General features: G+C 64.1%; 9 protein-coding genes and 1 tRNA gene. 8 read left to right on the plus strand and 2 right to left on the minus strand.

Translation table 11 applies throughout. The features are described from left to right. Nucleotides 1-36: 36 nt before the first annotated feature. The 7 genes from fdnG to ACLEJW_RS21835 all read left to right on the plus strand — a co-directional run bounded on the left by fdnG (nucleotide 37) and on the right by ACLEJW_RS21835 (nucleotide 9,211). Nucleotides 37-3,105 (plus strand): formate dehydrogenase-N subunit alpha, encoded by a 3,069-nt coding sequence (fdnG, locus tag ACLEJW_RS21805; RefSeq protein WP_440778232.1) that lies wholly within the window; start codon nucleotides 37-39, stop codon nucleotides 3,103-3,105. Continuing rightward, nucleotides 3,105-4,055: a formate dehydrogenase subunit beta gene (fdxH, locus tag ACLEJW_RS21810; protein ID WP_145190322.1), complete on the plus strand. Its 951-nt coding sequence runs from the start codon at nucleotides 3,105-3,107 to the stop codon at nucleotides 4,053-4,055. The genes fdnG and fdxH overlap by 1 nt, the downstream gene beginning before the upstream one ends. Then, entirely contained in the window at nucleotides 4,052-4,708 is a 657-nt protein-coding gene (locus tag ACLEJW_RS21815; RefSeq protein WP_440778233.1) for a formate dehydrogenase subunit gamma, read from the plus strand. The genes fdxH and ACLEJW_RS21815 overlap by 4 nt, the downstream gene beginning before the upstream one ends. Before the next feature lie 4 nt (nucleotides 4,709-4,712). After that, complete coding sequence (gene fdhE, locus ACLEJW_RS21820; protein WP_440778234.1) at nucleotides 4,713-5,633, plus strand: formate dehydrogenase accessory protein FdhE; 921 nt, start codon at nucleotides 4,713-4,715, stop codon at nucleotides 5,631-5,633. A 129-nt stretch (nucleotides 5,634-5,762) separates the two neighbouring features. Then, entirely contained in the window at nucleotides 5,763-7,190 is a 1,428-nt protein-coding gene (selA, locus tag ACLEJW_RS21825; protein ID WP_440778235.1) for an L-seryl-tRNA(Sec) selenium transferase, read from the plus strand. Further along, entirely contained in the window at nucleotides 7,187-9,109 is a 1,923-nt protein-coding gene (selB, locus tag ACLEJW_RS21830) for a selenocysteine-specific translation elongation factor (protein WP_440778236.1), read from the plus strand. Before selA ends, selB begins: the two co-directional genes overlap by 4 nt. A 6-nt stretch (nucleotides 9,110-9,115) precedes the next feature. Continuing rightward, nucleotides 9,116-9,211 (plus strand) — tRNA-Sec (locus ACLEJW_RS21835). A gap of 15 nt (nucleotides 9,212-9,226) precedes the next feature. Here ACLEJW_RS21835 and ACLEJW_RS21840 read toward each other — a convergent pair. Together ACLEJW_RS21840 and ACLEJW_RS21845 are read right to left on the minus strand one after the other, a co-directional pair. Then, nucleotides 9,227-10,213: an asparaginase gene (locus tag ACLEJW_RS21840; protein WP_145190337.1), complete on the minus strand. Its 987-nt coding sequence runs from the start codon at nucleotides 10,211-10,213 to the stop codon at nucleotides 9,227-9,229. A gap of 72 nt (nucleotides 10,214-10,285) precedes the next feature. Then, nucleotides 10,286-11,728, minus strand: coding sequence for an alanine/glycine:cation symporter family protein (locus ACLEJW_RS21845; RefSeq protein WP_145190339.1), 1,443 nt, complete (start codon nucleotides 11,726-11,728; stop codon nucleotides 10,286-10,288). 178 nt (nucleotides 11,729-11,906) lie between these two features. On the opposite strand from ACLEJW_RS21845, the gene ACLEJW_RS21850 reads away from it, so the two are divergent. Next, entirely contained in the window at nucleotides 11,907-12,716 is an 810-nt protein-coding gene (locus ACLEJW_RS21850) for a helix-turn-helix domain-containing protein (protein ID WP_145190342.1), read from the plus strand. Nucleotides 12,717-12,736 lie beyond the last annotated feature (20 nt).

Raw genomic sequence — 12,736 nt, forward strand, 5'->3', positions numbered from 1 at the left:
AAGCTCCGTGCGTCCGCAACTGATCAGGAGTGCACGATGGATCTCAACCGTCGGCAGTTCTTCAAGGTCGCCGCGATCGGCCTTGGAGGCTCGAGCCTGGCGGCGTTGGGCATGGCCCCGACCCCAGCCTTCGCCGAGCAGGTGCGCCACTTCAAGCTGGCGCATACCAAAGAAACGCGCAACACCTGCCCCTACTGCTCGGTCGGCTGCGGCCTGATCATGTACAGCCAGGGCGATGCGGGCAAAAACGTCAAACAGAACATAATCCACATCGAAGGCGATGCCGATCACCCGGTCAACCGCGGCACGTTGTGCCCCAAAGGTGCCGGACTGCTCGACTTCATCCACAGCGAGAGCCGGTTGAAATACCCGCAGCTGCGCAAGCCTGGCAGCAACGAGTGGGTGCAGGTCAGCTGGGACGAGGCGCTCGAGCGTGTCGCGCACCTGATGAAAGAGGACCGCGACGCCAACTTCATCGAGAAGAACGCCCAGGGGCAGACGGTCAATCGCTGGCTTACCACCGGCTTCCTCGCAGCCTCTGCGGCCTCCAGCGAAGCTGGCTACCTGACCCACAAGGTCGTTCGCGCAACTGGCATGCTGGGGTTCGATAACCAAGCGCGTGTCTGACACGGCCCGACGGTGGCAAGTCTTGCCCCGACGTACGGCCGTGGCGCCATGACCAATCACTGGTCCGATATCGCCAATGCGAATCTGGTCCTGGTGATGGGCGGCAACGCAGCAGAAGCGCATCCGTGCGGCTTCAAATGGGTGACCGAGGCCAAGGCGCACAACAAGGCGCGGCTGATCGTGGTCGACCCAAGGTTTACCCGTACCGCTTCGGTGGCCGATTACTACGCACCGATCCGCACCGGCACCGACATCGCTTTCATGGGCGGGCTGATCAATTACCTGCTGAGCACCGATCAGATCCAGCACGAATACGTGCGCAACTACACCGACGTGTCGTTCATCGTCAAAGAGGGTTACGGCTTCGAAGATGGCCTGTTCAGCGGCTATGACGAGGCCAAGCGCGTGTATGCCGACAAGTCGGGCTGGGGCTATGAGTTGGGTGAAGATGGCTTTGCCAAGGTCGACCCGACCCTGCAGCACCCGCGCTGCGTGTTCCAGCTGATGAAGCAGCACTACAGTCGCTACACCCCGGAGCTGGCGAGCATGACCTGCGGCATGCCGCAGGACGCCATGATGAAAGTCTGGGAGGAGATCGCTACCTGCTCGGTACCGGGCAAGACCATGACGATCCTGTACGCGCTGGGCTGGACGCAGCATTCGATTGGCGCGCAGATCATCCGCAGTGCGGCCATGGTCCAGCTGCTGCTGGGCAACGTTGGCATGCCCGGTGGGGGCGTCAACGCCCTGCGTGGCCACTCCAACATCCAGGGCCTGACCGACCTGGGCCTGCTGTCCAATTCGCTGCCGGGCTACCTGACCCTGGCGGGTGATGCCGAGCAGGACTACACCGCTTATATCGACAAGCGTGCCTCCAAGCCGTTGCGGCCAGGGCAACTCTCGTACTGGCAGAACTACGGCAAATTCCACGTCAGCCTGATGAAGGCCTGGTACGGGCCGAACGCCACCGCCGAGAACAACTGGGGCTACGATTGGCTGCCCAAGCTCGATGTGCCGGCTTACGACGTGCTGCGCATGTTCGAGATGATGAGCCAGGGCAAGGTCAATGGCTACATGTGCCAGGGCTTCAACCCGATCGCCGCGTTGCCGGACAAAAACCGCGTCACCGCCGCCCTTGGCAAGCTCAAGTGGTTGGTGGTGATGGACCCATTGGCGACCGAAACCTCTGAGTTCTGGCGCAACGCCGGCCCTTACAACGACGTCGACACCGCCAGCATCCAGACCGAAGTGATCCGCCTGCCCACAACCTGCTTCGCCGAGGAGGATGGCTCGTTGGTCAACAGCAGCCGTTGGCTGCAATGGCACTGGAAAGGCGCTGATGGGCCCGGCGAGACGCGCACCGACGTGCAAATCATGAGCGAATTGTTCATACGCCTGCGCCAGCGTTATCAGGCAGAAGGCGGGGCGTATCCCGACCCGATCATGAACATCCATTGGCCGTACAAGATCGCCGACGAGCCGTCCCCGGAAGAGCTGGCCAAGGAAATGAACGGCTGGGCGGTGACCGACGTGACCGATCCAACCGGTGCGCTGATCAAGTCGGGCCAACAGCTGGCGGGCTTCGGGCAGCTCAAGGACGATGGCAGTACTGCCTCGGGCTGCTGGATCTTCGCCGGTTGCTGGACCGAGCAGGGTAACCAGATGGCTCGTCGTGACAACAGCGACCCGTACGGCATGCATCAGGTGCAGAACTGGGCCTGGGCCTGGCCGGCCAACCGCCGCATTCTCTACAACCGCGCCTCCAGCGACCCGCAGGGTAAACCTTGGGATGCAGAGAAAAAGCGCCTGGTGTGGTGGAACGGCAAGGCCTGGACCGGTACCGACGTGCCCGACTTCAAGGTCGACTCGCCGCCTGAGGCAGGCATGAACCCGTTCATCATGAACCCCGAGGGCGTGGCGCGGTTCTTCGCCATCGACAAGATGGCCGAGGGGCCATTCCCCGAGCACTACGAGCCGTTCGAAACGCCGATTGGCATCAACCCGCTGCATCCGCACAACAAGAAGGCCACCAGCAACCCAGCCGGGCGGATCTTCGATTCGGTATGGGAGACGCTGGGCAAGCATGACGAGTTCCCCTACGCAGCGACCACCTACCGCCTGACCGAGCACTTCCACTTCTGGAGCAAGCACTGCCGCCTCAATGCAATCGCCCAGCCCGAGCAATTCGTCGAGATCGGCGAGGTGCTGGCCAACGAGAAGGGGATCAAGGCGGGTGACCGGGTGCGCGTGTCGAGCAAACGCGGGCACATCGATGCGGTCGCGGTGGTGACCAAGCGGATACGTCCGTTGCAGGTGAACAATCAGACCGTGCACCAGATCGGCATTCCCTTGCACTGGGGCTTCACCGGCGCCACGCGGCACGGCTACCTGACCAACACCTTGGTACCGTTCCTCGGTGATGGCAACACGCAGACGCCGGAGTCCAAGTCGTTCATCGTCAAAGTGGAGAAACTCTGATGGCCAGCCAAGACATCATTGCCCGCTCGGCCACCACCACCGTGCCGCCCTCGGTACGCCAGGTCGATCAAGTCGCCAAGCTCATCGACACCACCAAGTGCATTGGCTGCAAGGCCTGCCAGGTGGCGTGTTCGGAGTGGAACGAACTGCGTGACGAGGTCGGCCACAACCACGGCACCTACGACAACCCCCAGGACCTTACGGCCGAAACCTGGACCCTGATGCGCTTTACCGAACATGAGCGTGACGATGGCAACCTGGAGTGGTTGATCCGCAAGGATGGCTGCATGCATTGCGCCGAGCCCGGCTGCCTGAAAGCCTGCCCAAGCCCGGGCGCGATCATCAAGCATGCCAACGGCATCGTCGATTTCAACCAGGACCACTGCATCGGTTGCGGTTACTGCATCACCGGCTGCCCGTTCAACATTCCACGCATCTCGCAGAAGGACCACAAGGCCTACAAATGCACCTTGTGCTCGGACCGGGTCAGCGTAGGCCTGGAGCCGGCCTGTGTGAAAACCTGCCCGACCGGCGCCATCGTCTTTGGCACCAAGGACGAGATGAAGGTGCATGCTGCCGAGCGCATCGTCGATTTGCAGTCGCGTGGCTACGACAACGCCGGGCTGTATGACCCCGACGGTGTCGGCGGCACCCATGTCATGTATGTGCTGCATCATGCCGACACGCCCAAGCTGTACGCCGGCCTGCCGGACCAACCGGTGATCAGCCCATTGGTAGGGTTGTGGAAAGGCTTCACCAAACCGCTGGCCCTGCTGGCGATGGGCGCGGCGGTGGTGGCCGGGTTCTTCCACTATGTGCGGGTCGGTCCGCAGCGGGTGGAGGAGGATGAGCACCCGCTGCCCGCCGATGCGAGCGTGCATGAGGTGGATCCTGCAGTGCATGTCTACGATCCGACCAAGCCCGGTGGGCAAGGGGAGCAGCGGCCATGAACGACGATAAACCGATCCTGCGCTATACCGCCAACGAGCGCACCAACCACTGGATCGTGGCGATCCTGTTCATGACTGCCGCGCTGTCCGGGCTGGCGCTGTTTCATCCGGCTCTGTTCTGGCTCAGCCATCTGTTCGGTGGTGGGCCTTGGACGCGCATCCTGCACCCGTTTCTGGGCGTGGCGATGTTCGTGTTCTTCATCGGCCTGGTGGTGCGTTTCTGGCGAGCGAACTTCATCAACGCCAATGACCGCCTGTGGCTGCGCCGTATCGATCGAGTCATGCTCAACAAAGAAGAGGGGGTGCCGGCGATCGGCAAGTACAACGCCGGACAGAAGCTGCTGTTCTGGACGTTGCTGGTGTGCATGCTGGTCCTGCTGGTCAGTGGCGTGGTGATCTGGCGCGCCTATTTCAGTCACTGGTTCGGCATCGACACCATTCGTCTGAGTGCGCTGTTGCATGCCTTCGCGGCTTTTGTGCTGGTGCTCAGCATCATCGTGCACATCTACGCGGGGATCTGGATCAAGGGCTCCGTGGGCGCCATGCTGCATGGCTGGGTCAGTCGCGCCTGGGCACGCAAGCATCATGAACTGTGGTACCGCGATGTGACTGGCGATAAATCGTCGGGCGATCACGTACGAAAAAAAGGATGAACCGTTGAGCAGCATACTCGAACCTGGGCAGATCGAAGCGTCGGCGGTCATGCCGCCGTTTCTGCACCTGCCCCCCGGCAACCTGTTCGCCGCGCGCGCAGCGCGGCTCGAGCAATTGGCAGCCGGCAATGCCCTTGGTCAGTACCTGCAACTGGTCGCCAGACTCTGCCGGGTGCAGCAGCGGCTTGTGGATAATCCACCGAGCCCGCTGCCGGTGGTCGAGCAGCGTCAGCGCCTGTGCATAAGTCATGGGTTGCCGCCCCTGGCGGCCGACAGCCTGGTGCGTGAAGGGGCGTGGCTGGTGTGGTTGCAGGCGTTGCTCGATGACTTCGAGGCCGACGCCAGCGGCCCGCTCGAGCAGGCCTTGCAGCATTTGCGCGTCAGTGACGAAGGCCGGCGCAAGGCTTGGGGCATCGCTTTGCTGGCAGGCCAATACGATGCCGTGCCGGCAGCGCTGGTGCCGTTCATTGGCGCCGCCTTGCAGGCGGCCTGGTCGAGTTGGTTGCTGGCGCTGCCGGCAGCGGAACTCAAGCCAGCCGCGAGCCTGGCCCAGTGCCCGGCCTGCGGCTCGCCGGCCATGGCAGGGGTGGTGCGTAACCGGGGCAAGCACAATGGCCTGCGTTACCTGGCCTGTTCGCTGTGCGCTTGCGAGTGGCATGTGGTGCGCGTCAAGTGCGTGTACTGCGATTCGAGCAAAGACTTGCGCTACACCAGCCTGGAAGATGACCGACGCGCCCCGGGCAAGGCACCGCTGCAAGCCGAGTGCTGCCCCAATTGCCACAGTTACCTGAAGCAGCATTACCTGGAAAACGATGCCTGGGCCGAACCGTTGGCCGATGACCTGGCCAGCCTGGGCCTGGACCTGCGTCTGGACGAGGAGGGCTACCGGCGCCTGGCACCGAACCTGATGTTCGCGCCAGGGTAGTGCAACTGGCTACACTGACCCTCGGTTCGCCGCTTTCGCGAATGGGCCCGTGCCTGCACTCACCAGCAGGCGCGGGCTCGTCTGCGAGAGCGCCCTCACAGACAACGGATCAGTCCAAGGTAGTACCGCATGCCCGCCAGCCTCACCAGCGACACCCTACGCCTGCCCTCCATCGACACCCTTCTGCGCCATCCAGCCGGCCTGCCGTTGATCGATCGCTACGGTCGCGATGCCGTGCTGGCAACCTTGCGGCAGTTGCTCGATGACCTGCGCGAGGCCACCCGCCAGGGCCAGCTCAGCGCTGCCGAACTGGCCCAGGAGGTCCTGCTCGGGCGTGCCGGCGAACGGCTGGCGATTCAGCAGCGCAGTCAGGTGCGGCGGGTCTTCAACCTGACCGGCACCGTGCTGCATACCAACCTGGGCCGTGCGCTGCTGCCTGAGGAAGCGGTCGAGGCCATGCAGAGCGCCGCTCGTTATCCGCTGAACCTGGAGTTCGACCTGGCCAGCGGCAAGCGTGGCGACCGCGATGACCTGATCGAGGGCCTGATCCGCGAACTCACTGGCGCCGAGGCCGTTACCGTGGTCAACAACAATGCTGCGGCGGTGTTGCTGGCGCTCAACAGCCTGGGGGCGCGCAAGGAGGGCGTCATTTCACGGGGCGAGCTGATCGAGATCGGCGGCGCCTTCCGCATCCCCGACATCATGGCCCGCGCCGGGGTCCGGCTGCACGAGATCGGCACCACCAACCGTACCCACGCGCGTGACTATGAAGCTGCCATCGGGCCGCGCACCGGCCTGCTGATGCGCGTGCATTGCAGTAACTACAGCATCGAGGGCTTCACTCACCAGGTGCCGACTGCCGAATTGGCCAGCATTGCCCAGCGCCATGGGCTGCCGTTGCTCGAAGACCTGGGCAGCGGCAGCCTGCTCGACCTCACACGCTGGGGCCTGCCTGCTGAACCCACGGTGCGCCAGTCCCTGGCCGACGGCGCCGACATCGTCACGTTCAGCGGCGACAAGCTGTTGGGCGGACCGCAAGCTGGGATCATCGTCGGGCGCAAGGCGCTGATCGCCAAGATCAAGAAAAACCCGCTCAAACGCGCATTGCGCGTCGACAAGATCACCCTCGCCGCGCTCGAAGCGGTGTTGGCGCTCTACCGCAATCCCGACCGTCTGGCTGAGCGGCTGCCGAGTCTGCGCCTGCTGACCCGCAGCCAGGCGGACATCCAGCAGCAGGCCGAGCGCCTGGCGCCGCACCTGCAAGCACGCCTTGGTCAGCACTGGGACGTCAGCGTGCAGCCGGCCCTGGGCATGATCGGCAGCGGCAGCCAGCCGGTCGCGCGTCTGCCCAGTGCGGCGTTGTGCGTGCGGGCGCATGTGTCGAAGAAGCTGCGCGGGCGCAGCTTGCATGTCCTGGAGCGAGCCCTGCGCGAACTACCGGTGCCAGTGCTCGGTCGGATCGGCGATGACGCCCTGTGGCTCGACCTGCGGCAACTGGACGACGAGCAACAGTGGCTGGCGCAGCTGCCTGCGCTGCACCTGGGGCTGGCGTCGTGATTGTCGGCACCGCCGGACATATCGACCACGGCAAGACTGCGCTGCTGCAGGCCTTGACCGGCCAGGCCGGCGATCAACGCCAGGAAGAGCGTGCTCGGGGCATGACCATCGACCTCGGCTACCGTTACGCCGCACTCGGCGAAGGCGCCGGCTTGACGGGTTTCATCGATGTGCCTGGGCATGAGCGCTTCATTCACAACATGCTCGCCGGCGCCCATGGCATCGACCTGGTGCTGTTGGTGGTAGCGGCCGATGACGGTGTGATGCCGCAGACCCGTGAGCACCTGGCGATCATCGAGCTGCTGGGCATCGCGCAGATGCTGGTGGCGATCAGCAAGTGCGATCGGGTGGAGCCGGCACGTCTGGCCCAGGTGCAGGCGCAAGTCAGCGAGTTGCTGGCGGCGGGGCCCTATGCACAAGCGCGGCAGTTTCCGCTCTCGAGTGTCAGCGGGCAAGGCATCGAGGACCTGCGCCAGGCACTGCTGCACAGCCAGGCGCAGGTCCAGCGGCGCAGCGCGCACGGCGGTTTTCGCCTGGCGGTCGACCGGGTATTCGCGGTAACTGGCGCCGGTGTTGTAGTCACCGGCACCGCGCTCGCCGGGCGCGTTACGGCTGGCGATACCCTGGCGCTGGGCAAGGCCGGGCGAGCCGTGCGGGTGCGCGGCCTGCACGCGCAGAACCAGGCGGCACTGGTGGCAGAGGCCGGTCAGCGGGTGGCGCTGAACATTGCGGCCGAACGCTTGGCTGTGGAGCAGGTGCGACGTGGCGATTGGTTGGTGCCGCAATGGTTGCACGCGCCCAGTGTGCGCGTGGATATCGTCTTGCAGTTGCTGCCTGGCGAAACGCGTGCCCTCGAGCACTTCAGCGCCGTGCACGTGCACCTTGGCACTCAGGATGTGACGGCGCGGGTAGCCTTGCTCGAAGGCCAGAGCCTGGTTGCCGGTCAGCGCATGTTCGCGCAGTTGCTGCTCAACGCTCCCTTGCAGGCGGTGCATGGTGATCGCCTGGTGCTGCGCGATCAGCGCGCCCAGCGCACGTTAGGCGGCGGCCGGGTGCTCGATCCGTTCGCCCCAAGCCGCAAACGGCGCAGCGAGGAACGCCTGCGCCAGTTGCAGGTGCTCGAGGCTGCCGACGCTTTGGAGGATGCCTTGCCCGGCTTGTTGGCCAGTGCACCAGGGGGGCTGGATCCGCAGCGCCTGGAGCATCAGTTCAATCGCCTGCGCGACACCTGGCAGTTGCCGCAGGACGTGAAGGTCGTGGACACCCGCCAAGGTCCGCTGCTGTTCGCCGAAAGCCAGTGGCAGTCACTGAAAGATCAACTGCTGCAAGCGATGGCGCGGTTCCACGAGCAGGAACCCGACCAGCTCGGTCCTGATCGTGATCGGTTGCGCCGCTTTGCCGCTTTACCGCTCGATCGACCGGCATTCGTCAGTGCCCTGGCGCAATTGCTCGATGCCGGCGCGCTTGCCAGCAGTGGCCCCTGGTTGCATCTGCCAGAGCATCAGGTACAGCTCAGTGAAGCCGACAGCGCGCTGTGGGCACGGCTGCTGCCCAGGTTGCTCGAAGGCCGGTATGATCCGCCGTGGGTCAGAGCCCTGGCGGCGGAAGAAGCCTGCACCGAAGCGGACGTGCGCCTGTTGTTGCGCAAGCTGGCGCGGCTGGGGTTGGTGCATCAGGTGGTGCGCGATCTGTTCTACCCGCAGGCTACCCTGGGGCGCATGGCAGAGCTGCTGCTGGCGCAGGCCAGTGCAACATCGATAGTGCAGGTTGCTGCGTTTCGCGATATGTTGGGCATCGGTCGCAAGCGCAGCGTGCAGATCCTGGAGTATTTCGACCGTCTCGGCCTGACCCGCCGGGTGGGCGAACAGCGCCACGTCCGTGCCGACAACGCGCTGGCCCAGCAGCACGCCGGGCACTGAATTCAAGGAAGGCAATCGCGCCCGGTGGCGCGGCCGGGCTTCAAACCCGGTTGGGGACGGCAGCCGTTCCCGGGCAGGTTCGACTCCCGCTGCCTTCCGCCATCAACGCTACGGCGCTCAGGCGCGTTCCCCGCACAGGTCCAGGGCGAACCAGTGCTCGGCTGCTGCCACATCCAGTCCTGCCCCGAGCAAGGCGAACATCTTGCCCAGCGCAGCTTCGCGCGTCATGCCCCCGCCACTGATCAAACCGGCGCTACGCAGGCGATTGCCTGCCGCATAGGTGTCGAACTCCACCGCGCCTTCCGGGCATTGGCTGATGGCTACCAGCAGCACGCCGCGCTGGCGCGCCGCGCGCAGCACCTCGAGCAATGCCAGGTCATCCGAAGGTCCGGTACCGCTGCCATAGCATTCCAGCAACAGCCCTTGTACGCCGCTGTCGAGCAAACCTGCCAGGTGCGCGGCTTGCAAGCCCGGGTACACCGGCATCAGCGCGAGGTTGACGCGCGTGCGCCGCTGGCGGTAAGTCAAGGCGCTCGGCACCTCGGCGGCCCGCTCACCCTGGCGATGACGTGGCAGTGCCTTGAAGGCATCGAATGCTTCGCTACGCAGCTTCGAGGCGCGTGTCCCGCCAAGCAGTTGGCCGTGGAAGAACAGCTGCACACCGTCCTGCAAGCCCTGCTCGAACTGGCGCAACGCACCGCACAGGTTCGGCCAGGCATCACTGTCTGGGGCGCCGGCAGGCAGCATGGAGCCGGTCAGCAACACCGGGATCGGCAACCCTAGCAACAGGAACGACAATGCCGCAGCGCTGTAGGCCAGGCTATCGGTGCCATGCAGGATCAGCACGCCGTCGTGGCCGTCATCCACGGCTGCGACGATGGCATCGCGCATGGCCAGCCAGTTGTGCTGCTGCATGTTGGCGCTGTCGAGCAGCGGGTTGAGTTCGTGCAGCGTCCAAGGCACTTGTGGCGCATCGGTCAACTGGGCGAAGTGGTCGCGCATCCGCGCCTCGAAGCCACCGGCGGGCGCGAGGCCTTCGGCGGTTTCGAGCATGCCGATGGTGCCACCGGTATAAAGCACGAGGAGGTTCTTGACTGCACGCATGGAAAGCTTCCGTAGCGGTGAGCGGAGTGTGAGCAGCCGCCCGCGAGCGGGGCGGCTGGGCAGGGGAGGGTATCAGCGCTGCGGCTGAGCCTGGCCAACTGCTTTGTCAGCGGCTGTGTCCACCTGAGGATTGACTGGCCAGGCGTTGCGGTCCAGGTCCAGGTCGGCGAACTTGGAGGCGTCGAACACCGGCTGCTTGATCCCAGCCTTGCGCTGGTCATCGTAATCGCGCATCACCCGCAGGCCGACCTTGAACAGCAGCGCCAGGGCGATCAGGTTGACGAACGCCAGGCAGGTCATGGTGATGTCGGCGAAGGCGAACACCGTGGTCAGGTCCTGCATCGAGCCCCATACCACCAGGGCCAGCACCAAGCCACGGAACGCCAGCAGCACGCCGCGATTGCGGGTCAGGAACTGCAGGCTGTTTTCGCCCAGGTAGTAGTTGTAGAGGATACAGGTGAACACGAACAGCGACAGCGCCACGCTGACGAACAGACGGCCCCAGTCACCCACCACCGCAGCCAGCGAGTTCTGGGTCAGGACGATACCGTCACCTTCGAAGCCCGGCGTGTAGAAGCCCGACAGCAGGATCAGCAGGGCGGTGCAGGTGCAGATCACGAAGGTGTCGAGGAACACGCTGAACGCCTGCACCACGCCTTGCGCGCCTGGATGCTTCACGGCTGCCACAGCAGCCACGTTGGGCGCACTGCCCAGGCCCGCTTCGTTGGCGAACACGCCGCGCTTGACGCCCATGACGATGGCGCTGCCGAGCAGGCCGGCGAATGCAGGGTCAAGGCCGAAGGCGCTTTTGAAGATGGTTTCCAGCATCGCCGGCACATGGTCGATCTGCGTGCCGATCACGTACAGCGTCACACCGATGTAAGCCAGGGTCTTGATCGGTACCAGCAGGTCCGACACCGCGGCGATACGCTTGATGCCGCCGAGGAAGGTAATGGCCAGCAGCACCGCGAGGACGATCCCGGTATGGCTCGGGTCGAAGTCGAAGGCATTTTGCAGCGAGTGGGTCACGGTGTAGGACTGCAGGCCGATGAAGGCGAAGCCATAGGTGACCAGCAGCAGGATCGAGAACACGATGGCCATGCTGCGGCGCTTGAGGCCGTGCAGGATGTAGTACGCCGGACCGCCACGGTACAGGCCATCGCCATCGGCGCGCTTGTAGACCTGGGCCAGGGTACATTCGAAGAAGCTGCTGGCCATCCCGACCAGGGCGGTGACCCACATCCAGAACACCGCGCCTGGGCCGCCCAGGGTAACGGCGATGCCGACACCGGCGATGTTACCGGCGCCTACGCGCCCGGCAAGGCTCAGCATCAGGGCCTGGAAGGAGCTCAGCTGGCCTGCCTGGCCACGCAGCGAGTCCTTGAACACGGCGAACATGTGGCCGAAATGACGGAACTGTACGAACCGCGAACGGATGGTGAAGTAACCGCCCAGACCGACGATCAGCACGATGAGGAGTTTCCCGGAAAGGAAATCGTTGAGTGCTTCGAGCATTGGAAAATGACCTCGATTCTTATTCTTCGCATTGAAAGACCAGCGGACGGCAGGCGCACCGCTATTCGTTGGGGCGCATGGTTGGCCATGACAACTGAGGTTACAATTTCGCGGGTTGCTCTCACTTGGCGCTACTTGATGCTAGAATTGCGCCATTCGCTTCACCTGAGTTCCCGCCATGAGCGATCATTTCGCGACCAACCTCAAGCTGGCCTGCAGCCACTACCGCTCTATCTCGGAAGTTTGCCGGCAGCTCTCGATCAACCGCGCGCAGTTCAACAAGTACCTCAGTGGCCAAAGCCGCCCGACGCCGTTCAACCTCAAGCGCATCGGTGATTTCTTCGGCGTCGAGGATTACGAGCTGAACCTGCCCGCCGAGCAGTTCGAGCGCTTGATCGGCGCCCGCATCTCGACCGTTGCCGAACAGCCCGGCGACCCGATCAGCGAACTGTTCCGCCCTCTGCATGAGCACGCCGGCAACCTGTCACGCTATTGCGGCTACTACTTCGAATATTCCAACTGCATGTCGGTGCCGGGGACCATCCTGGTGTCGTTGGTGCACCTGTGGGAAGAGCAGGGGCGCTTTCTGTTCGAGCGTCAGGAACGCCAGGAGCGCTCCAGTGCCACCGACCAGCACGCCGAGGTGCGCTGTCGCTACCTGGGCGCGGCGTTTCAGTTGCAAGACCGGGTATTTCTGATCGATTACGAGTCGCTGACCTTCAATGAGATGAGCCAGACCATCCTGATTCCCAGTTTCAAGAGCCGCATCACCCGCTTGAATGGCTTGAAGTCTGGCGTCTCCAGCGGCGACCGCCGCAACCCGGCCTGCACGCGGGTGGTGTGGGAGTACCTGGGCGAGGAAATCAACCGCATCAACGCGTACCGCCAGGTCAAGCTGTACCGGCCCGATGACCCGCGCATCGACGACGATGTGCGCGAGAGGTTGAGTGTGGGACCGTTGCGCAACAGTTTGTTTGAGATTGAGTGAAGGGTGCTTGGAGATCCAGC

Origin of the sequence: Pseudomonas sp. SMSB3 (assembly GCF_052041965.1) — a bacterium.
Taxonomy (GTDB): Bacteria; Pseudomonadota; Gammaproteobacteria; order Pseudomonadales; family Pseudomonadaceae; genus Aquipseudomonas.

Bases quoted from the DNA above. Each gene is read 5' to 3' on its own strand.
- fdxH (WP_145190322.1), top strand. From the start codon at position 3,105: ATGGCCAGCCAAGACATCATTGCCCGCTCGGCCACCACCACCGTGCCG.
- ACLEJW_RS21815 (WP_440778233.1), top strand. From the start codon at position 4,052: ATGAACGACGATAAACCGATCCTGCGCTATACCGCCAACGAGCGCACC.
- selA (WP_440778235.1), top strand. From the start codon at position 5,763: ATGCCCGCCAGCCTCACCAGCGACACCCTACGCCTGCCCTCCATCGAC.
- ACLEJW_RS21840 (WP_145190337.1), bottom strand. From the start codon at position 10,213: ATGCGTGCAGTCAAGAACCTCCTCGTGCTTTATACCGGTGGCACCATC.
- ACLEJW_RS21845 (WP_145190339.1), bottom strand. From the start codon at position 11,728: ATGCTCGAAGCACTCAACGATTTCCTTTCCGGGAAACTCCTCATCGTG.
- ACLEJW_RS21850 (WP_145190342.1), top strand. From the start codon at position 11,907: ATGAGCGATCATTTCGCGACCAACCTCAAGCTGGCCTGCAGCCACTAC.